Origin of the sequence: Psychrobacter fozii, assembly GCF_003217155.1 — a bacterium.
Lineage (GTDB): Bacteria > Pseudomonadota > Gammaproteobacteria > Pseudomonadales > Moraxellaceae > Psychrobacter > Psychrobacter fozii.
The window spans coordinates 1-26,861 of record NZ_QJSU01000017.1 but is presented as its reverse complement, the minus strand read 5'-3'; the positions used below and the strand labels follow the sequence as shown (position 1 = coordinate 26,861).

At 43.0% G+C, this 26,861-nt stretch carries 21 protein-coding genes; 3 read left to right on the top strand and 18 right to left on the bottom strand.

All coding sequences use genetic code 11. The features are described 5' to 3' along the window. Positions 1-135: 135 nt before the first annotated feature. The 14 genes from DFP82_RS14505 to DFP82_RS14440 all read right to left on the bottom strand — a co-directional run bounded on the left by DFP82_RS14505 (position 136) and on the right by DFP82_RS14440 (position 15,591). Positions 136-2,763: an ABC transporter permease gene (locus DFP82_RS14505; protein WP_110924434.1), complete on the bottom strand. Its 2,628-nt coding sequence runs from the start codon at positions 2,761-2,763 to the stop codon at positions 136-138. A 27-nt stretch (positions 2,764-2,790) separates the two neighbouring features. Beyond that, positions 2,791-3,468 (bottom strand): hypothetical protein, encoded by a 678-nt coding sequence (locus DFP82_RS14500; RefSeq protein ID WP_110924433.1) that lies wholly within the window; start codon positions 3,466-3,468, stop codon positions 2,791-2,793. 39 nt (positions 3,469-3,507) lie between these two features. Beyond that, positions 3,508-4,221 (bottom strand): ABC transporter ATP-binding protein, encoded by a 714-nt coding sequence (locus tag DFP82_RS14495; RefSeq protein WP_110924432.1) that lies wholly within the window; start codon positions 4,219-4,221, stop codon positions 3,508-3,510. Continuing rightward, complete coding sequence (locus DFP82_RS14490) at positions 4,218-5,081, bottom strand: arylesterase (protein ID WP_110924431.1); 864 nt, start codon at positions 5,079-5,081, stop codon at positions 4,218-4,220. The genes DFP82_RS14495 and DFP82_RS14490 overlap by 4 nt, the downstream gene beginning before the upstream one ends. Before the next feature lie 94 nt (positions 5,082-5,175). Continuing rightward, on the bottom strand, positions 5,176-6,453 hold the full coding sequence (locus tag DFP82_RS14485) for an MFS transporter (RefSeq protein WP_110924430.1): 1,278 nt from the start codon (positions 6,451-6,453) through the stop codon (positions 5,176-5,178). A gap of 358 nt (positions 6,454-6,811) precedes the next feature. Next, on the bottom strand, positions 6,812-7,057 hold the full coding sequence (gene nqrM, locus DFP82_RS14480) for a (Na+)-NQR maturation NqrM (RefSeq protein ID WP_110924429.1): 246 nt from the start codon (positions 7,055-7,057) through the stop codon (positions 6,812-6,814). A 141-nt stretch (positions 7,058-7,198) separates the two neighbouring features. Next, on the bottom strand, positions 7,199-8,317 hold the full coding sequence (locus DFP82_RS14475) for an FAD:protein FMN transferase (RefSeq protein WP_110924428.1): 1,119 nt from the start codon (positions 8,315-8,317) through the stop codon (positions 7,199-7,201). 178 nt (positions 8,318-8,495) lie between these two features. Further along, positions 8,496-9,296 (bottom strand): SDR family NAD(P)-dependent oxidoreductase, encoded by an 801-nt coding sequence (locus tag DFP82_RS14470; RefSeq protein ID WP_110924427.1) that lies wholly within the window; start codon positions 9,294-9,296, stop codon positions 8,496-8,498. A 179-nt stretch (positions 9,297-9,475) separates the two neighbouring features. Next, positions 9,476-10,711: an NADH:ubiquinone reductase (Na(+)-transporting) subunit F gene (gene nqrF / locus DFP82_RS14465; RefSeq protein WP_110924426.1), complete on the bottom strand. Its 1,236-nt coding sequence runs from the start codon at positions 10,709-10,711 to the stop codon at positions 9,476-9,478. Between the two features lie 122 nt (positions 10,712-10,833). After that, entirely contained in the window at positions 10,834-11,442 is a 609-nt protein-coding gene (gene nqrE, locus DFP82_RS14460; RefSeq protein ID WP_011281361.1) for an NADH:ubiquinone reductase (Na(+)-transporting) subunit E, read from the bottom strand. Beyond that, on the bottom strand, positions 11,442-12,113 hold the full coding sequence (locus tag DFP82_RS14455; RefSeq protein ID WP_110924425.1) for an NADH:ubiquinone reductase (Na(+)-transporting) subunit D: 672 nt from the start codon (positions 12,111-12,113) through the stop codon (positions 11,442-11,444). Before DFP82_RS14455 ends, nqrE begins: the two co-directional genes overlap by 1 nt. Position 12,114: 1 nt before the next feature. Next, positions 12,115-13,017: a Na(+)-translocating NADH-quinone reductase subunit C gene (locus DFP82_RS14450; protein WP_110924424.1), complete on the bottom strand. Its 903-nt coding sequence runs from the start codon at positions 13,015-13,017 to the stop codon at positions 12,115-12,117. Then, positions 12,998-14,233, bottom strand: coding sequence for an NADH:ubiquinone reductase (Na(+)-transporting) subunit B (locus DFP82_RS14445; protein WP_110924423.1), 1,236 nt, complete (start codon positions 14,231-14,233; stop codon positions 12,998-13,000). Before DFP82_RS14445 ends, DFP82_RS14450 begins: the two co-directional genes overlap by 20 nt. A 5-nt stretch (positions 14,234-14,238) precedes the next feature. Then, the gene (locus tag DFP82_RS14440; RefSeq protein WP_110924422.1) at positions 14,239-15,591 is read right to left on the bottom strand and encodes a Na(+)-translocating NADH-quinone reductase subunit A; all 1,353 of its coding nucleotides are present in this window, start codon (positions 15,589-15,591) and stop codon (positions 14,239-14,241) included. Between the two features lie 1,050 nt (positions 15,592-16,641). Here DFP82_RS14440 and hisA point away from each other — a divergent pair. The 3 genes from hisA to DFP82_RS14425 all read left to right on the top strand — a co-directional run bounded on the left by hisA (position 16,642) and on the right by DFP82_RS14425 (position 19,568). After that, the gene (hisA, locus tag DFP82_RS14435) at positions 16,642-17,382 is read left to right on the top strand and encodes a 1-(5-phosphoribosyl)-5-[(5-phosphoribosylamino)methylideneamino]imidazole-4-carboxamide isomerase (protein WP_110924421.1); all 741 of its coding nucleotides are present in this window, start codon (positions 16,642-16,644) and stop codon (positions 17,380-17,382) included. 59 nt (positions 17,383-17,441) lie between these two features. Continuing rightward, positions 17,442-19,070 (top strand): mechanosensitive ion channel family protein, encoded by a 1,629-nt coding sequence (locus DFP82_RS14430; protein ID WP_110924420.1) that lies wholly within the window; start codon positions 17,442-17,444, stop codon positions 19,068-19,070. 189 nt (positions 19,071-19,259) lie between these two features. Next, a complete protein-coding gene (locus DFP82_RS14425; protein WP_110924419.1) occupies positions 19,260-19,568 on the top strand; it encodes a hypothetical protein in 309 nt (102 codons plus the stop codon). Between the two features lie 104 nt (positions 19,569-19,672). Here the strand turns inward: DFP82_RS14425 and rnr are convergent, their stop codons facing one another. The 4 genes from rnr to thrS form a co-directional block, all read right to left on the bottom strand. Further along, positions 19,673-21,937 carry a ribonuclease R gene (gene rnr / locus DFP82_RS14420; RefSeq protein WP_110924418.1) on the bottom strand — a complete coding sequence of 755 codons (2,265 nt, stop codon included), beginning with the start codon at positions 21,935-21,937 and terminating at the stop codon, positions 19,673-19,675. A 141-nt stretch (positions 21,938-22,078) separates the two neighbouring features. Continuing rightward, a complete protein-coding gene (locus DFP82_RS14415) occupies positions 22,079-23,323 on the bottom strand; it encodes a toxic anion resistance protein (protein WP_110924417.1) in 1,245 nt (414 codons plus the stop codon). 339 nt (positions 23,324-23,662) lie between these two features. Beyond that, positions 23,663-24,166 carry a translation initiation factor IF-3 gene (gene infC, locus DFP82_RS14410; RefSeq protein ID WP_010197324.1) on the bottom strand — a complete coding sequence of 168 codons (504 nt, stop codon included), beginning with the start codon at positions 24,164-24,166 and terminating at the stop codon, positions 23,663-23,665. A 23-nt stretch (positions 24,167-24,189) separates the two neighbouring features. Then, complete coding sequence (thrS, locus tag DFP82_RS14405) at positions 24,190-26,124, bottom strand: threonine--tRNA ligase (protein ID WP_110924416.1); 1,935 nt, start codon at positions 26,122-26,124, stop codon at positions 24,190-24,192. Positions 26,125-26,861: the final 737 nt, after the last annotated feature.

The window sequence follows — 26,861 nt, the reverse complement described above, 5'->3', positions numbered from 1 at the left end:
TTGCCTGTAGTATGCAATCACTTTGAGCTTAAAGTCTAGATCGTAACGCATAAAAATACCCCAGAAGTTGTGTCCAACTTATGGGGTTCAGCTCAATTAAGGGGTCTTTTCGTTTAAAGCCAAAATTCAATACGCTTAAACCATCGCCCGTACTCTTGCCATAATTCCGCGTCCAATCACCAGTTTCACATAAATAATGGCAATGGCAAATAACAAAGCAACTAACGCAAGGCCGCCAAGTCCTAAGTTTGCCCACGGCACACTAAAGCGCAGATTAAACCACTGAGTAACCGCCAGCCAAGCACCACCAGTGGCGATAATCACCGCAAATGTCGCCGCACTAATCCCAAGCACACCCAGCTCTAAGATATTGAGCATGTACAAGTCACGCTTTTGCATACCCAATAGTCTAAACGAAGCACTCTCTTTCATACGATCTTGTGACGTAGAGAGTAGCGAGCTGATGAGCACCATGATGCCCGTAAGCAAGGCGAGTAAGGTAAAGATATACACCAAGCGGCTCATCTGCGCGACCAACCCTTGGACTTGCTCCGCGATAATAGTACCGTCAATACTGGTCACCGCTGGGAACTCACGTACCAGATCACCTTGCAGCTCAGGAATATCATCGGCAGAGACATGCGCCGTCGCAAATTGAATTTGCGGTGCGCTCGCCAGTATCTCAGGCTCAAATAAAAAGTAGAAAAACGGACTCGGGCCACGCTCGAAACGTGAGCGAATACTGGTAATCTCACCAACCAACTCGATACCTTGAATATTAAAGCTGATCTGATCGCCCATGCCGACATTTAGCATCTCGGCTGCCGTGTCCAAAATAGACAACGGCTGTACTTGCGAAATAGGAGATGCACTTGCATCCTGATTTTCAATCGGCGTATAAAGCGCATCGTCAGTCAGCGACTCAGTAATAAACTCTGTGTCCATGACCGTATCGGAATAACTTAAATTGAACACCCGAGTCGGGTCGTCTTCGCCTTCAGGCGCATCGATATCTTTGGGTTCGACACCATTAGCCGTGCCGATACGTGCTCGAATCACTGGATAATACGTCACCGGTGTTTTGAGAATACTGTCTATTTTATCGTGCTGATCGGTCTGCACATCCAATAAAAATAGATTTGGAGCATCTTCAGGATACGCATTGATAAACTGCTCATTGATACTATGATTGATAGACGTGATAAGCGTCAACACCGCAACGGATAATGACAAAGTCACAAAGAACAACGCTGATTGATTGCCTTTACGCGCCAAGTTATGAATGGCAATGCGCTGCATCCAGCTGATTTTTTTGCCTGTGGCGACGCGAGCCAGCAACCAGAGCCAACCGCGTGCCAATGCCCAAAATATCGCAATGAATACAATCAATCCGACCAGTATCTGTGCGCCCAATGCTAAAGATTTTACTTCGTAAGCAAGGAAGGCATACAGCCCGATGAATAACAGACTATAGCGTAATAATGGGAGTGGTGCCCGCTGTTGCCAAGGTAAGCGTTTTGATGATTTGCCAGTACTTTGATTAAGCAGTGCCGCAGGCTTAGTACCATCAAGCGCACGCAGACTGCGATGGGTAATCAGTAACGTCATGACAAGGGCGATGACGATGGTTTTGAAGATACTAACAGGGTTAATTGCCAATCCTAAATCTGACGGTAAAATAGCCGTCAGATACGGTTGACCAATTTTGAGTAACACAAGGCTGAGCGACACGGCAGCGACGCAGGCCAAGACAGACATGATGAGCAGTAGCCAATAATAGCTACGCTTAATGGAACGATTGGTCTCACCCAGCGCCATACGTATGGCATCGTTGGATTGCTGCTTGGTCACAAACGCAGTAATCACCCCATACATGGCAACCGCAGATAATAAGAGCACGGCGATGACTAGCAATTTCAAAAACATCAATACATTGTCAGAGATGCGTGAGACAGACGTCTCCTCTGAGGTCGGGTCAGACATCTCTATATCAGGGTAATTAACCAGCATCTGCGTCAACTGCTCACGCTGAGTGGCAATGACTTCTGGCGTGCCTGCCATCTCGATTTGGTAACTGACTCGGCTGCGCTGACCGATTAGATCGGTCGATTCTAATGCGTCTTGTTGCATCATCACGCGACCACCAAAACCAAAGGCAGTTAGCGGACGATCCGGTTCTCTAACGAGCTCATCACTGATGGTGAATGTTCCCTCACCAATATTGATACTGTCGCCAATCGATACGTTTAGACTTCTGAGGACCTCAGGCGCGACCACCACATTTGTTGCACTCAGCTGTTCGGACAAGGGTTTGCCTGATGCCAGTTCAACCTCACCGTATAAAGGATAAGCAGCCGTGACGCCTTTGATACGAGCCAATAGAGTTTGGTCTGCTGCGACCAACATGGCGTTGAATTGATAATCATAAACCGTTTGGCTATCAGGTAAAGTCTGGACTTGCGCCAAGACTTCCTCAGGCCAGTCTTGATTACTTTCTAATATCAAATCACCACCGACGAGTGCTAGCTGATTGTCATTGACATAAGTATTCACCGACTGTTGGATCGAGTCCAACGTCAGATAAGTGGCAAGCGATAGCATCAACGTGAGTAAGAATAGCAGCGGATATACCCAGCGTCGCCACCAACTGCGAGACAAAGCCTGTGCGCCTAAGGTTCGGCTGCTAAAAAAACCGCCACTTTTAGCATTAGCAGTTTTATTATTGATAGCAGTATCGTTTTCTGTGATTGTGGCTTTAGTCATAAGTTTTTTACTTAATCGATAGAAGTGTTAAGACGTTTTAGAGGTGTCATCAGGTAACCAAATATAGATAAAGTCGAACAACTCTGCATCTGTCATGTCAGTTAACGAATGAACGAATTTTTTATCTTTAACTTTCTTATATACCGCACTAGCTACTACTTTTCGATAAAGAAGAGATTTACCTTTCACTTGCTGCTCAAACCATTGGCTATCTATTTTGCTAGGTAAGCTATAAAACAAAGAAAAATCTAGCTGTTCACTGAGGCGGTTCAACTTTTCGTATTTGTGAGTATCAAAGTAATACAGATGTCTTAATACATCATTCTGTAGTGTGTTTTGCCGATTGTGTAGTAATTCCAAAAAACAAAGATACTCTTCATCATGTTCCATAAAGTAAACTAAGGGATATAGAAGATAGCAATTCGCGCTACAATACCCCTTGTTTATTGCTTGTAAAGTAAGCTGACTTACCTCGTCTTTGTTCGCATTAATAAAAGGTTTTGAGTAATGCTCTAATATAAAGGAGAGTGCAAAAATAATGGAATAGTCGTCTGAGTTAGCCATCTGTTTTAGATAGTAAAGCGCGTTATCTAGTTTGTAGATCGAAACCAATTTATTAATGGCTTGGCTATAGTCTTCGGTTTCAAAAGTGAAATTGCCAGCAATTAGGTTCTTTGCCAACCTTTCTATTTCGAGAGCTTCCATCGCACTGACCTTATTTAAAAATGAAGCACAAATTCTTATTTAGCTCTCAACCTGTCCATCATGCATGGTGATGACTCGGTCTGCCATGTCCGCCAGTGCAGGGTCATGGGTCACGACGACCAATGCCGAACCGACTTGCTGTCTTAAATCTAACAATAGCTGCATAACTTGGTCGGCGTTTTGCTCATCCAAGTTACCTGTAGGTTCATCAGCGAATACGATTTTTGGATGCGACACCAATGCGCGAGCGACAGCAGTACGTTGCTGCTCACCGCCTGATAACTGATTGGGCAAGCTATCACGTCTATGACCGAGTCCAACGGCTTCGATTAATTCATCGACTCGTGCAGGGTTTGGCTGCCGTGCAATATCTAGCGGAAAGGCAATATTTTCTGCCACGGTTAGCGTTGGCAGTAGATGAAATGACTGAAACACAAAGCCCATGTCACGCTGACGGATAGCCGCCAGTGCATCTTCATCAAGACTACTGAGCATCTGACCTGCCAGCTCAACAGTCCCACTATCAGGGTAGTCGAGTGCTGCTAGCAATCCCAACAATGTCGATTTACCAGAGCCAGACTTGCCCATGATGACCACAAACTCGCCCGCATTAATATGAACGTTCACGTCTTTAATAATGGATAGCGTTTGTTCGCCAACTTGCACGGTTTTGTTTAAATGCGTGGCAGTCAGTAATGCTTTTGCTGTCGCGGTAGGCGTCGTCACTGTGTCAGCTGAAGGTGATGATGTCATTGCGTGGTCTCAGTTGGCGTATTGTTTGATGCTAGTTCATTAGGCGTGTTTGATGCTGTCGTATTAGTGCTATTACTGGCTTTCAACTTTTGAATCTCAGGCTTTAAGATAGGCAAGATATTGTCTTTGACAATAATCTGATAGCCTTCCTTGGTTGGGTGAATCGCATCGGCTTGATTCAGCTCAGGATCACCGCCCACGCCTTCTAAAAAGAAAGGTATAAGTGGCACATTCATGTCTTTGGCCACACGAGGATAGATGTCTGAAAACGCAGAAACATAGTCATTACCGAGATTGTCATAGATCGACATACCCCCTAAGATAACCTCACTGCCATTGTCTTGTAGAGTCTTAACCGCAGTACGGATATTTTTTTCAATGGTAACCACATCTAAGCCGCGCATCGCGTCATTGGCACCAATCGTCAAAATAGTAATATCAGGTTTGGTCTGCGCTACCCAGTCTAGACGATTGACTAGGCCAGTACTGGTTTCACCACTCAAGCCTGAGTTGATGACTTTGGCATTGGTATAGCCCAACTCTTTTAGGCTAGCTTCTAATTGCGCAGGATAGTTGGCATTACTATCAACACCAAGACCTTCAGTCAATGAGTCGCCAAGCGCTAAAATGGTCAGCGGTGAATTGATTTGTTGGTCGGTGGATACTGGCGCGTCAGTCATTACTTCACTGGTGTCAGTTTGAGTATTGACGGCTTGAACATCAGTGTTTTGCGAGCTGGTATTTTGCGAATCAGTCGCGTCAGTTGGTTCAGCGTCTTTTTGGCAACCACTGATAGCCACGGCGATGGTCAACACTGCCATTGCTGGCAAGCGTCGAGAGAAATGAGGAAATACTTTCATAATAATTATTCTGTCCTATATGCAATCGAACCAGTGTAGCAAAATAAGACGAATACCAATATTATCCGAAGGTTACTTTATCTAATTGTAACTATTAAAACTTTTTACCATCGACCATAACAGGACGACTGACCAGCCATGCAATGCCAACATTGACGACCATTAGTATCAATATCAATAAAAGTGGTAAATCCCAGCTACCCGTCGCTTCATGTAGCCAACCAGTACCCAATGGACCAAAAAACGCAATCAAGTACCCGACGGCTTGTGCCATCCCAGACAGCTCACTTGATTGATTGGTGGTATAAGTCCGTAACGAAAATAGCATCATACTTAAGGTAAAAATCGCTGAGCAACCAATGCCCATCATACCTGACCATAGCCAAGCCAAATTCGGTGATAAGTAACTGACGCCTAATACTCCGATGACATTTAATACCGATGCAAATACTGCCAATGCCTGAATAGGGCGACCACGATTGATGAGCCACGTTAGGCTTAAGATAGATATCGGTGCCATAAATTGGAACACCGAAGCCATCTGTCCTGCCCGAACAGCGGATAACCCTTTACCAATCCAAATAGAGGGTAAAAAGCTGGCGACGGTATAGAACAGCAATGATTGCAAACCCATAAAGATGGCGATTTGCCAAGCAAAAGACAAACGCCATATAGATTTGCTAGATGTGTCGAAAGAAGCTGATGTGGGTAGGACGGCTGTTTGATGGCTAGATGACCCTAAACGCAAGCGCAGAAAAATCCAGAGAATAATCGCAAAGATACCCAAAATTGCCCAACCACCCAGTGCCCATTGCCAGCCTACTTGCTCAGATAATGGTAATACCACTCCCGAGACGATTCCCGCTGTTGCCGTCATAGTCAGACTAAACAGTCCTGTTATCAATGGAATATGTTTGGGTGTACGCTGTTTGATGATAGGTGCTGCTAAGGTATTGGCAAAACCGATAGCCAACGTCAATAATAACGTACCAACCAAAAACCAATTCCAAGTCGGCACAATACTGCGAATAATCATACCGGCGGTTAATAGCGCAATCATCGCAATCAGTGTGTTTTCTAGCCCGAATCGCTTACCGATGGCTGGTGAGATCAGGGCACCAATCGCAAATCCTAGCATTGGAACTGCACCTAACCAGCCAATCTGCGTCTCAGAGATACTGAGTGCATCTTTTACCACTGGCGCAATAGAGCCTAGTGCCACGATAGGCGCTCGCATATTGCTGGCGAGTAGAATCATGGCACACAATATGAGCCAAAACGTGAAACGCGAAGAGGGCAGTTTCAATGGCGAGGCGCTATCCGAATGAGGCTGTGATGGCATATTCGGTTGAGAGTGAGAAGAGGTAGGCATAACAGGACGACTATTATTAGAGTAAGAAAAAGAACACGTCGTTAAACCGCGCCGAAGAATCGTCGCTTGTAAACAACACCAAAGAAAACGCACCTAGAGGGTGACTGATATGGCAAATCAGAGTAGTAAAACAGAATCGAAAATTAAAAATAGAAATACGTGCAGAGTACAGGATATATAAGTCGTGAGTTTGAAAAGAACTATATGACCTAAGCGTTATAACCTGAGCAACATGATTTGAGTAATATAATAAAAATAGCGCCAGTCCTTTTCAAAGAACTAGCGCTATTATAAGAACAGATGTCAGGCAAATACTACCAGCGTATGGTAACAAACGCGGTGCATATGAGGATTAAGTCTATACCGACTTGCCTAATTGAGCGGCTTTAAGCGCATTCTCTTGCTGTTCAGCGATGATAGAATCGCACTTATTAGGATCATCGCCGCAGTATGAGCATTTTTCGTTGCCCATCAGTTTAGCAACACCGCCACAAGACCCTCTCAGTGGTGTCTTTTTTACCATATAACCGATACCCATAAAAACAAAAAATAGGACAAATACAGTAAAGGTAATAGCGAGCATAGGAAGCAATTGACTAAGCATAGTGGGCACCTCAGTTCTCAAAATAGGGTAGTTATCTTTATGATAACGATATATCTTCAACATTATCTACATAATAGTATAGCAAATTTTTGTTTCGCTCGTTTATACCTATCGTGTTAGTTCATGTATTAGTATCAGAATCTAAGATTTTTTATCAGCGCGTAGGGCTTGCATGGCGGGTGTTTCTATCACTTGCCAATCATCGATGCTATCGTCGGTATTATTCGTTTTTGCATCGTCAGTCAAGACGACAAACATGACAGCTAGGTTTTGTTCTTTAGCAACTTCTAGGGCTTTATGGTATGGCATTGCTGTCAGAGCAGTGGCCCATGCATCAGCTAGTGCAACGGAATCAGCTGCTACAGTGACAGAAGGTGCACCACCTGCGATAGGCTCTCCAGTGGTAGGATCAATCGTATGGCTATAACGTTTACCATCAAATATGACGGAGTTCCGATAATTGCCAGACGTCGCTAAATGCATTTTATTATGCGTATTGATTGGTTGGCGAATGACCGATATCGTCTCGCGCTCGCTCACTGTGCTGCCTTCAATAGGCGCATCGATTGCAATTTGCCATGGCTGCTTTTGGTTATTGACACCAGCGGTCGAAATCTCACCTCCAATTTCGACCATATAATTGCGAATCTTATAATCGTCTCTCAATACATCCGCGATGACATCGACGCCATAGCCTTTTGCCACTGCTGAGAAATCAAGTTCGACTCCCTCTTTGGTTTTGTAGATGGTTTTATCTTTGTGTATGATACTGTCAAAATCTACCAACGCTTTAGCTTGGGCAATCTCTAAGGCCGTTGGTGGGCTTTGTAACCGATCAACGGTCATAGTACTACCAAAGCCCCACGTTTCTACCAATGGCATTACAGTCGGATCAAATGCCCCGCCAGATTGTTCGTACACGATACGTGAGACGTCGAGCACGCGACTAAAATCTGCATCGATAGTGATCGGTGTCTCTTTACCTAATTGATTAAATTTTGAGATAGTCGAGTCTGCTTGATAGGTAGACATACTGTCATTGATTTGCTTTAAGCGCTCATCTATCGAAGCTTGTATGGTCGCTTCATCGACATCATCGGGTAGTTGATAACTAATATGATAGCTAGTACCCATTGTCTCCCCAGCCAGATAGTCGTAATCTGGTGTTTGCTGGCAAGCGGTGAGGCTAAGCGCACTGACAAGAGCGATGATGCTGTAGCCTGTGCGAGTTGTTTTAGTAGAAAGTATTATCGTTTTCATAAGCTTTTTGCTATAGCAGAGGAGTGAGAGGTGTAAAATAAACTGTGCTTATTTTACACCTCTTGCTACCGACAACGCCAATTGCTTTGAGCGTAAACAATATTTTTGCTAGTGATGTTAGACACTAATAGCACTATGTATTCGTAGCTAATGCTAGAGGATGAGGGTGGCATTTTGCTTAGGTCACTTTTGACTCACGAATGAGCTTGTACAGTTTGGGCGGAGATATGCGATTGACCTTGGTGGCGAACTTCTCTTTTGGACCAGAAATAACAATATATTCTTCTTCTTTTAAGAGCGCTTTGACGGCTTGCTTGGCAAATACTGCGGCAGTTAACCCTTTCTTAGTGGCGTCATCCATCGTACCCTGCGCGCTACCATCTCCAGTCAGAGCATTGATAGACACATTGGTTTGGATAAACCCTGGGAATATGGTGGCGACTTCTATGCCTTGATCATGCAGTTCAGCACGCAAACTGTTCGCCCACATATGAATAGCAGCTTTGGCAGCACTGTAAGCACCGCGATACTGAGTACCTAGTAGACCTGCGATACTCGATACCATGACTATTTTACCGCCACCTTGTGCGATCATCTTTGGCAATACCAGCCTAGTCAGACGTGTTTGTGCAAAGTAATCTATCTCCATCAATTGCCGTTCGACGTCTTCTGTGGTGTCCATGATTAATGAGCGTTGACTGATGCCAGCATTATTAATCAGCCAATCGATTTTACCTGCCTGCTGAATAGCTGACTCATACGCTATTTTTGTCTGACTGGTATCACCAATATCAAACGGGATAACGATATGGTTTTTGCTACCTTTACAGTTTTTTCTGACCGCTTCTAGTTTCTCTTGATCACGACCACTCAGTATGATTCTGGCGCCTCGCTTGGCGAAAGAAATAGCAAGTGCTTGACCAATACCACTAGAGGCACCAGTAATCCAAATGGTTGATTTTTTAATGTTGGTTTTCATAAGATTCCTTTCTTAACATGTGAATAGTTCATGATATAGGATGATAAGTGCTAGCGACTAGTTAAATTTGTAGCCTTACACTACATCCAAAAAATACGATTATCAGAAACAAAAAAAAGAGCCTCAATTGAGACTCTCTTTTATAGTATTAACTTAGTCGTACTTCCTAACCAGTAGGTTTAACCACCGAAGTCATCAAGCATGATGTTTTCATCTTCAACACCCATGCTATGTAGCATATCGATGACAGCAGCATTCATCATCGGTGGCCCACACATGTAATATTCACAGTCTTCTGGGTTTGGATGACCTTTCAGATATTCTTCTAGTAAAACGTTATGGATAAAGCCGGTGTAGCCTGTCCAGTTGTCTTCAGGAAGCGGATCTGATAATGCCACATGCCACTCAAAGTTAGAAAAATCTTCTTGAAGTTGATCATAGTCTTCAACGTAGAACATCTCGCGAATAGAACGTGCACCATACCAAAAACTGATTTTACGGTCTGTATTCAAACGCTTAAGCTGATCGAAAATGTGCGAGCGCATTGGTGCCATACCTGCACCACCACCGACGAAGATCATTTCAGCTTCAGTTTTCTTAGCAAAGAACTCACCGTAAGGACCTGATACCGTTACTTTATCGCCAGGCTTTAAGCTAAATGTCCAAGAAGACATTTTACCTGGTGGTATACCGTCTGGGCCACGTGGTGGTGGACTTGCGATACGGATGTTGAACTTAATAAGACCTTTTTCTTCAGGATAGTTGGCCATTGAATAAGCACGGATAACTGGCTCATCAACTTTTGACACATAATTAAAGATGCCAAATTTATCCCAATCTTCGCGGTATTCTTCTGCAACATCAAAGTCTTTATAGTGCACTTCATGCGGTGGCGCTTCTAGCTGTACATAACCACCAGCGCGGAAGTTAACTTCTTCGCCTTCAGGAATTTTTAGTACCAGCTCTTTAATGAAGGTGGCAACGTTATCGTTAGAGACAACCTCACACTCCCATTTTTGTACATCAAAAAACTCAGGGTCAATCTCGATTTTCATGTCTTGCTTAACAGCTACCTGACAAGCTAAGCGCATGTGATTGCGGATTTCGCCTTGAGTAAAATAGCCTTCTTCAGTCGGCAAGATAGAACCGCCGCCTTCAATAACGCGGCAACGACACTGCGCACAGGTACCACCGCCACCACATGCTGAAGATAAGAAAATACCTTCGCTCGCAAGTGTTTGCAGTAGTTTACCGCCCGCTGGTGTCACGACGTCATTATCGGAATTATCATTGATATGGATGGTAACATCGCCTGAACTGACCAGTCTTGAGCGCGCCGCCAAAATAATGGCGACAAGGCCCATGATGATCAAGGTAAACATAGCAACGCCACCAATCGCCGTAGCGTAATCCATGGTAGGTATCCTTAATCTATGGAGTAGGGGAGCGAAGAAACGTCATAACGTTTTTCTGAACCCCTACCGAATAAATGAATTAAATAGGTCAAATCGCTAAATAAGTGTTTAAGCTTAGCGGTCTAAATTGACATACCGCCGAAAGACATAAAGCCAAGTGACATCAGACCAACGGTGATAAACGTAATACCAAGACCACGCAGCGGTGCTGGGATGTCTGAGTATTTCAGTTTTTCACGGATACCAGCCAATGCGGTAATCGCTAATGCCCAACCAAAGCCTGCACCCACACCATAAACGACTGATTCGCCGAAGTTATAGTCACGCTCAACCATAAATAGTACACCACCTAAGATAGCGCAGTTTACAGTGATGAGTGGTAAGAACACACCAAGGGCGTTGTATAGACTAGGAACGAACTTATCCAAGAACATTTCTAGAATCTGTACAGTAGCGGCAATAAGACCAATATAACTAAGCAAACCTAAGAAGCTTAAATCGATATCAGGGAAACCTGCCCATGCCAATGCACCATCTTTTAGGATGAACTGGAATAGTAAGTTGTTTAATGGAACCGTAATCGCCATGACGACGACGACGGCAACACCAAGACCAATAGCGGTTGAAACCTTCTTTGATACTGCCAAGAAAGTACACATACCTAGGAAGTAGGCAAGCGCCATATTCTCAATAAAGACTGAGGTTATAAATAAACTAACATAATGTCCCATTAGTGACCGCCTCCATGTGCCATGCCTTTAGACTGCGGCTTCATTACAAATTCAGCTTCTTCAACCTGTTCTGGTTTCCAAATACGGACGATGACAATGAACAAAGCAATAATAAAGAATGCTGACGGTGGCAATAATAGTAGGCCGTTTGGTATGTACCAACCGCCGTCAGTCACTGGTTGTAGAATAGTGATACCGAACCAAGTACCTGCACCTAATAGCTCACGGATAGTGGCAACGAATAGCAGGACCGCAGAGTAACCAAGACCATTACCAATACCATCTAAAAAGCTTGGTACTGGTGGGTTGCTCATAGCAAACGCTTCAGCACGGCCCATTACGATACAGTTCGTGATAATCAGACCAACGAAAACTGACAAGCCTTTACTCACATCGTAAGCGACGGCTTTTAGTACCTGATCGACCAAGATAACCAATGAGGCAATGATGGTCATCTGCACGATGATACGAATACTTGATGGAATCTGTTTACGAATAATCGAGATAAAGAAGCTCGAAAATGCCGTTACCAGTGTCAATGCTACACACATAACCATGGCATTTGCCATGCTTGTGGTGACCGCTAGTGCCGAACAGATACCTAAGATCTGTAGGGCAATAGGATTATTATCAAAGACAGGCGAGGTTAAAATACTTTTAGTGTCAGCCATGTTAAGCCTCCTTGCCGTTTGCTACTGGTAGTTTCGCTGCCAGTTCGGTTTTAGGTTGAGCGGTTTTCTTTGATTGATTTGCTTGTGTCTCTGCAGTATCAACTGTCTGACCACCCTCTTTGCGCAGCATATCTAGATAAGGCTTATAACCTTGCTCGCCTAACCAAAACTGAATCATGTTACTGACACCGCGGCTAGTCAATGTCGCACCACTGATACCATCAACCCAGTTGTCTTTTGGATTACCTGCTTTGGTTACACCAGTGGCAACGTCACCATTCTCATCATAAGACTGGATACCAGTCCACTTGGCACGCCACTCTGGCTCTTCGATACGAGCACCCAAACCTGGGGTTTCTTTATGCTCATAGAAGCTGATACCTTTAATAGTATTCATGTCGCTCTCTAGCGTCAAGAAACCATAGATAGTACCCCATAGTCCGTAACCTTGAATAGGCAATACGACCACTTCAGGTTGACCAGCATCGTCTTTTTTGACATAGACTTTGGCATATTTAGGCTTACGACCGATACCCGCAGGATCATCGTTACCTAGGTCGTCACTCAATGCTTGATTTTTAGTCGCTTGAGTAGCGTCATAAGCATTACGATCAGGAATACCGGCGTCTGCTAGCGTTGCATCATCGACATAATTGCCTTTACTTAAGTCAATAATTTCGACATCAAAGTCTTTGAATCGTTCGGCAACATCGTCTTGTGTGTCAGACTCAGCATCGTACATGTCGGCCGCGACTAAGATGTTTTTGTTACGGTCTAAACGCGCGTTTTCAAGCTGTGCTGGCTTTAGGCCAACCGCAACGGCTGAGACCAATACTGAACACACCAAGCATAGCGTTAATGCCACACTGATGGTTTTCGCATTATTACTTTTGGGCTTGGACATAGCGAACCCTCCGAGCTGTTTGGCGTTTGATGTTTGCTTGGGTCACAAAATAATCAAACAATGGCGCAAATAAGTTGGCGAATAGAATGGCCAGCATGATGCCTTCTGGGAAAGCTGGGTTAATGACACGAATCAATACCGTCATAAAACCAATCAAGATACCATAAGCCCAGCGACCTTTATTGGTATGTGCAGCTGAAACTGGATCGGTTGCCATAAATACCGCACCGAAGGCAAAACCACCGATGACTAAGTGCCAATAGAACGGCAAGTTCATCATCATGTTGTCTTTAGAGCCAATCATGTTGAAGATAAGCGAGGTAGCCACAAGACCAACCACACAACCTGTCATGATGCGCCATGAGGCAATACGCGTCCATAGTAGAACAGCGGCACCCATCAAGATTGCTAGTGTTGATACTTCACCAATACTGCCTTGCATATTACCGAAGAATGCATCACTCCACGTAATCGCATTGCCATAGACATCGACGAAATCTTGAGGAGAGACACCAAGTGCAGCAAGACCGAGAGGCGTTGCTCCTGAAAAACCATCAACCGCTGTCCATACAGAGTCACCAGACATATAGGCTGGATAAGCAAAGTATAGGAATGCACGACCCGATAGGGCAGGGTTAAGGAAGTTTTTACCTGTACCACCGAATACTTCTTTGGCTACGACCACACCAAAGATAATACCCAAGGCAACTTGCCATAAAGGAATATCTGGTGGTAGACATAGTGCAAATAGTACCGAGGTCACAAAGAAGCCCTCGTTGACTTCATGCCCGCGCACGACGGCAAAGATAATCTCACAGAGAATACCAACGGCAAATGTCACAAGGTAAATAGGTAGGAACTGCATCGCACCGTAGACAAAACTTGCCCAGACACTGTCTGGATTATAGCCTGCCATACTAGTGATAACAGTACGCCAGCCTTCAGGCTGCAAGCCAAGCTGAGCAACCGCCGTTAGCGCTTGATGACCGATATTGTACATACCCCAAAACATCGCTGGGAAAGTACATAACCATACGGTAATCATAATGCGCTTTAGATCAATCCCGTCACGTACGTGTGATGACGCGTATGTGGTTGAGTCTGGTTGACGCAAAAACGTATCAAACATCTCAAAGATGGCATAGTATTTTTCGTGTTTGCCGCCTTTGGTAAAAGATGGCTCCATACGATCGAACATATTGTGTAAAAATTTCATCGTGGTTAGCCCTCCAGTTCGATGCGCGTTAAGTTATCACGCAAGATATCACCGAATTCATATTTGCCAGGAGATACAAAGGTGCATAGTGCCAAATCTTCTTCATCCAACTCAAGTACGCCTAAATCAACCGCGACCAACATGTCTTCGACAATCAATGCGCGTAGCAGTTGGGTTGGTAGATAATCTTGAGGCATAACTTCTTCATAGACACCAATTGGTACCATCGCTCGCGGTGAGCCATTACTCGTGGTGGTGAAGTTGTACTTTTTGCCACCAAAAAACTGAGAGATATAGATAGGCAGCTTTGAGAAACGGTTTTTACCTGGCGTAAAGAAGTGGAACGCTGGGCGCTCATGACCTTCCGTCAGCACACTGATCTGATTATGAAAACGACCAATATAGGCAATATTGCTAAACACTTTGCGACCAGATAATACCGACCCTGAAATGATACGGTTCTCGCCAGCTGCTAGCTGACCTTTGGTCAAGGCAGTAATATCAGCACCGCGCTCAGTCATAACCAAGTGTGGGTTACTGACAGAAGGGCCTGCTAAGCTAATCAAGCGAGGCGTGTATAGACGGCCGGTAGTAAATAGCTTACCAATAGCAATCACATCTTGATAGCCAATTGTCCAGACGCTCACGCCACGCATAATTGGGTGTAAAAAGTGAATGTGCGTACCTGCCAGACCAGCTGGATGCTTACCAGCAAAGCCATGATACTCAGTGACGTTATTCGCAGCAGTTTTTGCGACTGGTGTCAGCTGGGCATTACCATGATGGCAGACAAACATCTTTGGGCTGAGTGTCGACAACACAGCAAGACCATCATTGAACGCTTGTAGCTGCTCATTGATCAGCAACATTGGATCAAACGCTAGGGGACTGGTATCTATAGCAGTGACAAAGATGGCATGAGGACGGGCACCGATTTCTGGCGTACGGCTAAAGGGGCGCGTGCGAAACGCAGTCCATTCGCCAGAGGCAAGTAATTGGGTTTCGACAACTTCAGAGTCTAGGTCAGCCAGTTGCTGGGAGTCATAGCGCTCGAAGTCTACTTCTTCACCGTTTGGGTCGACCGCAATAACGAGGCTCTCAAACACACGACGGTCACCGCGTTTAATCGCGACAACTTTACCAGCAGCAGGGGCAGTGTAGATAACGCCTGCACGTTTTTTATCTTCAAAAACGGGCTGACCTTTTGCTACGATGTCACCTTCTTTGACATTCATCGTGGGCTTCATACCGATATAATCATAGCCAATAAGGGCTACGTGTGTCGGTTGGTGCTCAGATATCTCGCGGGAGGGTTCGCCGGTGATGGGCAAATCCAAACCTTTTTTGATGGTAATCATAAGCGAAAACTTAGTCCATAGTCTAAAACGATACCAGACTTCCTGTTTGGTACATCGGTAGCATGAAGATATGCATCATTTAATAAAGCACTCACTCACCTATTCCTATAATAGGATGGTGATAGAGTTTTCTAAAAATAAAGCACGATCATAACTACTATTAAGAGTATTAACGCTGACCTTAGACTCCTTAACAACACGTTAATGTCTTATTCGAATTACCAAAGTGGCGACTGGCTACCAAGGTGTATATTAAAACCATCCAATTAAAAACCATCGCTAAAGCAGTTAGCTAAAAGTGACAGTTCTTAAGATAAACAGCCTTATCATACGTTTCATTGAAAATTAAAATTCTTAATACCAGTATTGTAGACCCCACTTATGAGTTCAGTATCCTAGAAAAGATACTTAATTGAATAAGTATGTAGCCAAATAACGATCTATTGAGATAGATGATAAACTGGTAAAAAGACAAACTGGCTAAGCAATTAACAAGCAGCGTTCACTTATCGTATAATATTGCTATAAAGCCAATAATAGCTATTTTAGTGTCGTTGACCAGTGATAAAGACAATATGAAAACGTTAGGAAAGGTATTTAATTAGAGTGTGTAATACTGCAGGGTAATCTGTTTCGATCGACCAGTTGAGATTTCTAATATAACCTTTCTTAGCAAGAAGTCAGCCAATATCATGTAAATGTATTTAGCTCTTACTCGATTCATCCTGACCGCTACTCTTTTTTTAGTCGTGATTGACCTAATAAAAATATAACGTATGGTTACTATCACATAGAAACAAATAAAATTTACCTAGGATTATACGCTAAATTGACCTAAAATTGCCAGTCAGGAATTCAATTTACCTAATGTTTTCAATGGCTGCAATTATAAAAACTTATAGTTATCACTTTTAGTTTTATTGTCATGAATACAGTTTTGAGCAATATTTTTTATCATTATTTAGCGTGTGTTGAGAAATCAATACACCATAATATTCAAAGTTTAGTTTTTCAAATTTATTCAATATTTTGTTTTATAAGGAATGCGATATGTGTGCTGTGCCTGTCATTATCCCGGCGATTGATTTAAAAGATGGTAAATGTGTACGCTTAAAACAAGGCCGTATGGAAGATGATACGGTATTCTCTGATGATCCAGTGGCGATGGCAGCACGCTGGGTAGAGGAAGGTGCACGCCGACTGCATTTGGTCGATTTGAATGGTGCTTTTGATGGCGTTCCTGTTCATAGACAAGTAGTCAATGATATTACCAAAGCTTACCCGAATTTGCCTATTCAACTGGGCGGCGGTGTGCGTAATATGAACACCATTGAACAATATATCACTGCAGGTTTAACTTATATTATTATCGGTACAAAAGCAGTTGAAAACCCTGAGTTTGTCGCAGAAGCTTGCCGCGAATTTCCGGGTCATATCATTGTAGGTATTGATGCAAAAGATGGCATGGTCGCAACCCATGGTTGGGCGAATGTTACTGATACCAAAGCAACTGAGCTTGCCAAGCGTTTTGCTGATGTAGGTGTCTCTTCAATAGTCTATACCGATATTGCCCGTGATGGCATGATGCAAGGCGTCAATGTCGAGCAAACGGTTAACTTGGCTCGTGAAGGCGGCTTACCAGTGATTGCGTCAGGTGGCGTGACTGATATGAAAGATATCGAGCTATTGAAGCCTTATGGTGACTGTATCGAGGGCATCATTACTGGCCGTGCTATTTATGAGGGCACGCTAAGCCTAAGTGAAGCGCAGATTTATCTAGATCATAAATAAGACACAATTTAGCAGTGAAAATTAGCAATAAAAATCAGTAAAGCTAGCAAAGGATGCTTATGGCAACTCGTTTAGACCTTCCAAGGATACGCAGTTGTCCAAGAGCGTGGTGTCAGATATGGTTGCTACTAAGTATCCTTTGTTCTCTTCCGGTTTATGCTGTTGGTGAAGAAACGACTGATATAACCAAAGTATCAGAAATAGAGCGTGCAGAAAGCGTTGTATCAAATAATATTGCGGAACCAGAAGCTGACATTGTTGAGCTTCCTACGCAGTCATCTGAACCTGAGCCAACTCCATCGCCGGTAACCGTCAGCGAAAGTACCAATAATGCCCAAATTGAAACCACACCGACCCCGCAAAAAGACAATGACATTCGTCAACGTATCGAAGGTATTTTTTCTGAAATTGATGGGTTACAAGCTGTCAATGTTGGTGTCGCCCAAGGTGTTGTTACCTTAACGGGAGAGACTCCCAACGAAAAGAAAGCACAGCAGGCCATTAATTTAACCAATCGTTTGACAGATGTGGTCACCGTCTCGGATCAGATTGATCGTACACTAGATGTGCAAGATAACGTCACTACTGTCTATCAAGGTCTCAAAGTACAAGCCAAAAATTTAGTCAAAGCCTTACCACTATTATTGGTCGGTATCATTCTGTTTATATTAGTGAGCTGGTTTGGTAGTTGGTTGTCTAATCGCAAAAGAATGTGGCAACGGTTGACACCTAATCCATTTGTCGCTGAACTACTGTCACAAACCGTCAAAGTCATCTTTATTATATTTGGCCTGATCCTAGCGCTCAGCTTAATAGGAGCAGAGACCATCTTAAGCACATTGCTTGGTGGTGCTGGTGTTATCGGTATTGCGGTTGGTTTTGCGGTCAAAGATACGATTGAAAATTATATCGCATCTTTAATGCTAAGTATTCGCCAACCATTTCGAGCACGTGACCACATTGTGATTAATGGACAAGAAGGGATAGTGGTGCGTTTGACTTCACGCGCGACGATATTGATGACACTAGATGGCAATCAATTGCGTATTCCTAATTCTGAAGTATTCAAAGGTACCATCCTTAATTACACCAAAAACCCCGAACGTCGATTCACCTTTGAGTTGGGCGTCGATGCTAATGATGATCCATTAGCTGCTATCAAGGTTGGATTGGACGCAATACATTGTTTAGCGTTCGTTTTGGATGAGCCAAAAGCGATCGCTGTCATTAGTAATGTTGGTGACTCTAATATTGTCTTAGAGTTTCAAGTTTGGGTAGACCAATCAGAGACGGACTTTTCAAAAGCACGCAGTATTGCCATTCGTGAGACCAAACACGCACTAGAGGATGAGGGCTTCAGCTTACCTGAACCTATTTATCGATTGCGTTTTAATCGTGATTTGGAAAAAGCCTTTGAGCATATGCAAAGTAGTCATTTAAACGACACATCTAATGTGACGGTTACACCGACCGTGTCTGAGACTACTACGAATGGTAATAGCAGCACCATTGACAATAAGGATAAAAAACAAGCAAAAGCACGTGCCAAGCTTATTTTGCAAGATGACAATGCTAGTGACGTTCTCAGTGCGCGTTCTGATGACAAACTAATGAAAAAGGTCGAGCAAGAGATTGCAGAACGTTCAGATGAGACCGATTTATTAAACAATAATAGCCCGCAAGAGTAATGTATAGTCAATCCTCTATAAATTGGATACGGTGTCAGTCTCATTTAGTCTACTATTTGTAGTACTTGCACTCGCCTTCCTTGTATCCAAATTATATTGAACTGACCATATGCAGACCAGTTTTAAAATAGGCATAGAAAATGCAACGAAACGTATATCTGATAATTATTCAAATACGAGACATTTCCTATGCAAATGAAACATCTGATTATATTCGCGCTAGTTGGCATGGTAGGATTACTTGGCTTTAACCTTATTAATGGCAGTCAACGTGACAAAAATAGAGAAGCGCTCGTCAGTAGTGCAGCGTCAGGGCAGAGTAGTATCAACGCAGAAATACCTGAGACTCACATTGAAGCAAGCAGTTCTGATGCTATCACTAGCAAGCCTTTGGGTGAGCAGCCTAAAGCCATCCTTGACAGTGCCACGACTCAAATAGATCAAGCTCAACAAGTAGAACAGAAAAATCTAGAAGAGATGGATAACACTGCACAGTAGCCAGTGCTTATTAAGCAAGTACCACGCATTTATATGAATAGTAAGACATAAAAAAAGGCTAACGATGACGTTAGCCTTTTTTTATTTCGAGCGTCTAATCAAAACTAGCCTTTCTTATTAGCGCCTTTACTACGACTGCTACTTCTCTTGGCTGGGCTCTTTTTAGCTGGTGCTTTTTTCGTCTGATTCATTTCACTAGATTGCAGTTTGGCTTTTAAATCAAAGTCAATTTGCAATAGATCCATGTTCACGCCAGCAACTTTGACCTTGACCGAATCACCAAGTCCAAACAAAGTACCTTTGTCTTTACCAATCAGTTGTTGCTGCTGCTCATCATAGACAAAGAAATCATCACCGACATTTGAGATATGGACCAAACCATCGATATATAAGTCGGTCAACGTCACAAATAGACCGAAGCTCGTAACGGTAGTCACCACACCTTCGAACTCTTCGCCAACATGGTCTTTCATGTAATGACATTTGAGCCAAGACTCTACATAGCGAGAGGCTTTTTCTGCACGGCGTTCTGTATCTGACGTTTGCGTACCAGCACCTTCAAGAGAAAAGTCCATGGCAGGCTGTTGGCTATTAGTCACTTTTGCTTTAATAGCACGATGCAGCATCAGATCAGGATAGCGACGAATAGGGGACGTAAAGTGGCTATATTCGTCATATGCCAGACCAAAGTGACCGATATTGTCAGGTGCATAGTTTGCTTGCATCATCGAACGCAATAGCATGCTATGGATACTAATTGCATCGGGTCTATCTTTAGTCGCTTCAATAATGCGCTGATAATCCGCTTGCGTTGGATTCTCTTCTGGGAAAGATAGGCCGAAGTTCTTAGCATATTCATGAATACGCATTGATTTTTCACCATCAGGCTTATCATGGTTACGATACAACACAGGCAGTTCATGCTTGAGCGCAAAGTTCGCTGCACATGTATTGGCCAGTAGCATACATTCTTCGATAAGCTTCTGAGAATCACCACGAGTACGTGGCAGAATAGCCTCGATGCCGCCTTTTTCGTTGAACTTGATATACGTTTCAACGGTTTCAAATTCCATCGCATGACGTTCTTCACGTTTTTTAAGCAGTAGCTCATAAAGCTGATGTAACGTGTCGACAGATTTTTTAACGTCTTTATTACCTGTTAATGATTCAGGCAAGCGCTTATCAGTCGGATTTACCAGATAATCATTTACTTGATTATAGGTTAAGCGTGCTTGTGAATGCATGACCGCAGGATAAAACTCATACCCAGTAACCTTGCCAGCGCGTGATATCTTAATATCAGCAACCATACACAGACGATCAAGATTAGGGTTCAATGAACACAGACCATTAGAAAGAACTTCTGGCAACATCGGAATCACGCGATGCGGGAAGTATACTGAGGTACCACGCTCGTAAGCATCTTGGTCAAGTGCTGAATTTGGCGTTACATAATAACTGACATCAGCAATCGCTACTAAAACACGATAGTTACCACCAGATCGTTTTTCAGCGAATACGGCATCATCAAAATCACGTGCATCTTCACCATCAATAGTGACGAGTGGTAAATGACGTAAGTCTGTGCGACCTTTTATGTCTTTTTCAGTCGGCTCTTGATAGCCATCAGCTTGTTTGAGCGTGGCTTCACTAAAGTCTGAAGGGATGTCATAGTTGAGTAGCGTGGTTTCAATAATCAGTTCACGATCATTGTCATCAGACAGGAGTTCCGTGATTTTACCAGTAGCAAACTCATGCTGGTTTGGCCAATCGATGATATCGACTTTGACAGGAGAGCCTTGTTTGGCATTAAAAGCTTGTACGTTGTCTTCAGTGACCGTAATCGGCTGATGGTTATTTGGACTGCCAAGCTCGACACAGTAACCATCATCATCACGAGCTAGTGTGCCAATGAAGTTGTTTTGGCGACGTTCAACGACATCGACAATACGTCCTTCGGTACGGCCACGATTGTCTGTTGAAGTACCAACCGCTTCGACGGTGTCTCCATTAAATACCCAACGCATTTGCTTTTCATGCAAAAACAAATCTGGCATATCACTCAAAAGCACAAAACCAAAACCTTTAGGATGCGCAGACACTGTACCAGTGACGACATCTTGCTGAGTCACTGTGCGATAGCGATAAGGACGACCGTCGCGGTTTACTTGTCCATCACGCGCCATTGCTTTTAGGCGATTGCCCAAAGCATCAAACTGGTCTGGATCATCAATGTTAAAGGCTTTTGCCAATTGCTGATGAGTGACTTCACCATGCTCAGTAATCGTGCTAAGTATTAGCTCACGACTAGGGATGGGATTGTCATATCTTTTTGCCTCGCTTGAGGCGTTTGGATCATTCCAACTCATAAATTACCGTATCTATTTTTAAAATTATTAATAGGGGCTATCTTAACACGAACAACGTGGCAATATCTTGCGTCAATTGTCTTATGTGTGTTCAGTAGCAAGGAGTCGTTACCTTCAATTGGTAACGACTATTGTGATAAATCAAATATCAACATCGACCTTACTTGATTTATTGGTTATCTTTTTACTGTCAATTTCTTTTGAGACTTCTAGCACGGTTGTTTGATTAGACTTATCGAGATATTTCTGTGCTTTATCGACTTCGCTGGTCAAGGTGTTGACCGTTAGCTTCATGTTTTCTAGTGCTTCGATCTTATAATTGCTAATCATATCCATCGTATCATAGACATTATTAAAGGCATTTTGCAGTTTATCAAGCTCGATACTGCTGCTAGTGGCTTGTTCATGAATTTCACCTGACTGACGTTTTAGCATCGCTGAGGTTGATTCAATCAAGCTACTGGTGGTTTTATTCAACGCAGTGATTTGATCAAGCACCAGTTTCTGATTGGTCATTGCTTGAGCGACGACGACAGCAGTACGTAATGCTGAAACAGTTGTGGTCGTTGCACGATCGACGCCTTTAATTAGCTCTAAATTATTACGACGAATGGTATCAAGCGCCAAATAACCTTGTACATTGACAGCCAACTGTGTCAAAAAATCTGTATTCTTTTGACGCACATAAAACAGCATTTCTTCTTTGATAATACGGGCTTTTTCAGGGTCAGTTGCTTCTATTGCATAGATTTTGTGTTCCAACTGCTCGTCAATTTTTTTGCCGACATAGACATACTGACGAATAGATTGCATCAGCTCCCACATATTGACTTTTTCTTGCTCAATCATCGCATTGTCTTTGAGCAGCTCATCTTTACCATTATAAAGACTGGTCACCACTGCATTGATATGTGATTGTGCTGATTCGTACTGGCGAAAGTAGTCTTGTACTTTATTGCCAAAAGGTATGAGGCCGAATAGTTTGCGTGAGCTGGTCAGCTCCTTTTTGCTCGGATCTAAATCTTCTACGATACCGCGCAATTCAGTCAATGACTTGGCAATAGGGGAGTTGTCAAACAAGCTGTCATTGAGACTCTTTGCTGGCAAATCCAACATACGATTAGAAACCTGTGCGGACTCTCGGATTTCTTTCGTACCTAAATTATGAATAGACTGTACGTTCTGTCGAAACTCGTCGCTGTGCACGGAGTTAGTGATAACGTGGTCCACAAAAGCATCAACTTTGGCATCGAGCTCTGGAATCTGGCTTTCATCCAACTTGACCATCTGATCTGCTTCACTTTTTTGTATTTCTTTCACAGGTTCAGGCGGCGTCAAAGAAATACTTGGAGTTGTTGCGTTTTCTGGTGGAGTCAATTCTTGCATGAAGTTTCCTATAATATCTGAAATGGACAGTATTTTTGGTCAATAGCTACAAAAGACGGTAATCGTAAAACACGTTAACAGTAAATGGATGTTTTTATACACTCGATTGTACTCAATTCGAATGGTATAAATGTCGTACAGAAGACCTTTAGATTAACTGGTAATGAAAAGGTTGAGAAGATAGATTTTGTAAAGTAGCGTCGACTTAGTATATTAAAAAGCGACTATTTATAGGCCTAAATATTAAAAAACCATCAATATCCCGCAGCATATTGATGGTTAAGATTACAAGTATCTACATCGACTAACAGCCACAACTAAAATGATCTAAAAAACAGATTATTTTTTCTTAGTTGGCCCAAGCAGCATACCCATTTGACGACCTTCCATCTTAGGGTACTGCTCGACGTTTGAGATATCAGCGGTATCTTCAATAATACGATCAAGTTGTTTGCGACCGATATCTTGGTGCGCCATTTCACGTCCGCGGAAACGGATGCTAATTTTGACTTTGTCTTGATCTTCCAAGAAACTAACGATTTTTCTCAGTTTAACCTGATAATCGGCTTCTTCGGTACTTGGACGTAGCTTCATCTCTTTGAGCTGAGTCTGTTTTTGGTTTTTCTTAGCTTCTTTTGCCTTTTGCTTTTGATCATAGAGGAAATGCTTATAATCCATGATTTTGCATACTGGCGGTTTAGCTTCAGGAACTAATTCAACCAAATCTAGACTGTCTTCACGTGCCGCTTTCATCGCGGTGTCGATATCGACCACGCCCATTTGTTCGCCGTCTTCTTTAACCAGACGGACTTCTTTGGCACTGATATCTTCGTTGATGTTCAAACGGTTTGACTGTTTAATAGGTATTACTCCTCATCTGTTTTTGGGGTCTGTCGGCCTTTCTCAGCGACAGCGGTCTGTACTAATGTAATAAATTCAGAAACACTCATCACGCCAAGGTTCTCACCTTCACGCGTACGGACGTTGACACTGCCCGATTCGACTTCTTTATCCCCTAATACTAGCATATAGGGAATACGTTCTAATGTTTTCTCTCGTATCTTAAATCCAATCTTTTCGTTACGCAAGTCACTAATAGCTCGCAAACCTGCATTTTTTAGTTCACTGACGACGTTTTCACAAGCTTCGCCTTGTTTATCGGTGATATTCATGACGACTACTTGCTGCGGTGCTAGCCATACTGGCATCCAACCGGCATAGTTTTCAATCAATATACCAATGAAACGCTCAAATGAACCTAATATAGCACGGTGCAACATAACAGGCACTTCGCGCTCATTCTGCTCATTGACGAACTCAGCATCTAAACGCTCAGGCATGTTTGGATCAACCTGAATGGTACCGCACTGCCATACACGACCTAACGAGTCTTTTAGACTGAATTCAATCTTTGGACCGTAGAATGCGCCTTCGCCTGGTAAATAATCCCAGTCAAGACCTGAGCTATCGAGCGCATCTGACAAAGCTTTTTCTGCAAAATCCCATGACTCATCACTACCAACACGTTTTTCAGGACGAGTTGAGAGTTTCATAATAATGCTATCGAAACCAAAGTCTTCATAGACCGCAAGCGTTAGCTTGATAAAGTCAGCCACTTCTTGCTGAATTTGCGCTTGAGTACAGAAGATATGTGCATCATCTTGAGTAAAGCCACGAACACGCATCAAACCATGTAATGAACCTGATGGCTCGTTACGATGACAAGAACCAAATTCTGCCATACGCAAAGGCAGGTCACGGTAAGACTTTAGGCCTTGGTTAAATACTTGCACATGGCAAGGGCAGTTCATCGGTTTTACGGCATAATCACGGTTTTCACTAGAGGTCGTGAACATGTTAGTGGCATAGTTGCCCCAATGTCCAGAACGCTCCCACAAGCTACGATCGACGATTTGTGGGGTTTTGATTTCTTCATAGCCATTATCATGTTGCACTTTACGCATATATTGCTCAAGCACTTGATAAATTGTCCAACCATTTGCATGCCAGAACACCATGCCAGGTGCTTGCTCTTGCATATGGAACAGATTTAACGCTTTACCAATTTTACGATGGTCACGTTTTTCTGCTTCTTCAATACGTTGAATATAGGCTTTTAGCTGTTTCTTATCTGCCCAAGCGGTGCCATAGATACGTTGCAATTGCTCATTTTTCGCATCACCGCGCCAATAAGCGCCAGACATTTTAGTCAGTTTAAATACTTTTAGGAATCGTGTGTTTGGCACGTGTGGGCCACGGCACATATCCACATATTCTTGATGATGATAAAGACCGAAGGCTTCTTCACCTGGCATATCATTGATTAACTTGAGCTTATAATCTTCGTTACGTGACTCAAATATCTCAATTGCTTCTGCACGTGGTGTCATCTTTTTAACGACGTCATAATCTTGCTTGATCAGCTGCATCATGCGCTTTTCAATCGCTTCCATATGCTCAGGGGTAAAAGGCGTCTCACTATAGATGTCATAATAAAAGCCGTCTTCGATTACTGGGCCGATAACCATCTTCACATCAGGGTACAGCTGCTTGACCGCGTGACCTAACAAATGCGCACATGAGTGACGAATGATATCGACACCGTCATCGTCTTTTGGCGTCACGATTTCGACTTTAGCATCAGCAATGATAGGATCATGCGCATCTACCAATTGCCCATCTACACGTCCGGCAACTGTTGCTTTCGCCAGTCCTGTTCCTATACTTTGCGCCACTTCCATGACCGTAGTATTGCCTTCGAAGTTTTTTACGCTACCATCGGGTAAAGTAATCGCTACCATAATCTATTCACCTTTTTGGGTCCGTTGGCAGTGATGATTGCAACAATCAATCATATAACCGTGAGACCACGTCAATTATATCTAACTACTATGATATGTTGTAAGAGATAAGCACGACTTAATAGCACTGTCTTTTACCTTATATAGTATGATGATTAAGCGCCATTTAACAGGCTATAATTAACGCTATATAAGGCAAAACGAACTGCCTTCTCATAAGATGAAGGAGAATGGCTATTAAGCAATGTCATAAAAGCAGCTATTGTAGCAAAAACCGCCTATTAACACTAGATAGGAAGGGGTTAGGTCTGCTTCTATATATAGGTGCACTTTGTACCAATATCAATAGTGATGAATATAGGTAGCGTTAATAGCATATCAATAACCATGATAAGTCTGTAGTGAGAGGTTAAATAGTGGAGATGAGCCTTCTAGTTAATGATATACAGAGGTAAGAGGCTTCCTTAAGGTATAGTTTAAGTATCTACTTAGCTAACCCATTGAAAATTATCGGTTATTCAAAATAGCCTTAAATTAGTTAAAAAACCTCTATAAAAGGCATTGACACAGCACTGGAACTCTATATAATATGCCCCTCATTAGGGAGAACTAGGATTAGGCAGTGTGTATTTACACTGAAACAACCCAGTTAACTCATTGAAACGAAATTAAAAAAGAAGTTGACAGACTATTAAAACATGATATGATAGTCAGCTCGCTAAATAGGATAAGCCACA

Bases quoted from the DNA above. Each gene is read 5' to 3' on its own strand.
- DFP82_RS14505 (WP_110924434.1), bottom strand. From the start codon at position 2,763: ATGACTAAAGCCACAATCACAGAAAACGATACTGCTATCAATAATAAA.
- DFP82_RS14500 (WP_110924433.1), bottom strand. From the start codon at position 3,468: ATGGAAGCTCTCGAAATAGAAAGGTTGGCAAAGAACCTAATTGCTGGC.
- DFP82_RS14495 (WP_110924432.1), bottom strand. From the start codon at position 4,221: ATGACATCATCACCTTCAGCTGACACAGTGACGACGCCTACCGCGACA.
- DFP82_RS14490 (WP_110924431.1), bottom strand. From the start codon at position 5,081: ATGAAAGTATTTCCTCATTTCTCTCGACGCTTGCCAGCAATGGCAGTG.
- DFP82_RS14485 (WP_110924430.1), bottom strand. From the start codon at position 6,453: ATGCCTACCTCTTCTCACTCTCAACCGAATATGCCATCACAGCCTCAT.
- nqrM (WP_110924429.1), bottom strand. From the start codon at position 7,057: ATGCTTAGTCAATTGCTTCCTATGCTCGCTATTACCTTTACTGTATTT.
- DFP82_RS14475 (WP_110924428.1), bottom strand. From the start codon at position 8,317: ATGAAAACGATAATACTTTCTACTAAAACAACTCGCACAGGCTACAGC.
- DFP82_RS14470 (WP_110924427.1), bottom strand. From the start codon at position 9,296: ATGAAAACCAACATTAAAAAATCAACCATTTGGATTACTGGTGCCTCT.
- nqrF (WP_110924426.1), bottom strand. From the start codon at position 10,711: ATGGATTACGCTACGGCGATTGGTGGCGTTGCTATGTTTACCTTGATC.
- nqrE (WP_011281361.1), bottom strand. From the start codon at position 11,442: ATGGGACATTATGTTAGTTTATTTATAACCTCAGTCTTTATTGAGAAT.
- DFP82_RS14455 (WP_110924425.1), bottom strand. From the start codon at position 12,113: ATGGCTGACACTAAAAGTATTTTAACCTCGCCTGTCTTTGATAATAAT.
- DFP82_RS14450 (WP_110924424.1), bottom strand. From the start codon at position 13,017: ATGTCCAAGCCCAAAAGTAATAATGCGAAAACCATCAGTGTGGCATTA.
- DFP82_RS14445 (WP_110924423.1), bottom strand. From the start codon at position 14,233: ATGAAATTTTTACACAATATGTTCGATCGTATGGAGCCATCTTTTACC.
- DFP82_RS14440 (WP_110924422.1), bottom strand. From the start codon at position 15,591: ATGATTACCATCAAAAAAGGTTTGGATTTGCCCATCACCGGCGAACCC.
- hisA (WP_110924421.1), top strand. From the start codon at position 16,642: ATGTGTGCTGTGCCTGTCATTATCCCGGCGATTGATTTAAAAGATGGT.
- DFP82_RS14430 (WP_110924420.1), top strand. From the start codon at position 17,442: ATGGCAACTCGTTTAGACCTTCCAAGGATACGCAGTTGTCCAAGAGCG.
- DFP82_RS14425 (WP_110924419.1), top strand. From the start codon at position 19,260: ATGCAAATGAAACATCTGATTATATTCGCGCTAGTTGGCATGGTAGGA.
- rnr (WP_110924418.1), bottom strand. From the start codon at position 21,937: ATGAGTTGGAATGATCCAAACGCCTCAAGCGAGGCAAAAAGATATGAC.
- DFP82_RS14415 (WP_110924417.1), bottom strand. From the start codon at position 23,323: ATGCAAGAATTGACTCCACCAGAAAACGCAACAACTCCAAGTATTTCT.
- thrS (WP_110924416.1), bottom strand. From the start codon at position 26,124: ATGGTAGCGATTACTTTACCCGATGGTAGCGTAAAAAACTTCGAAGGC.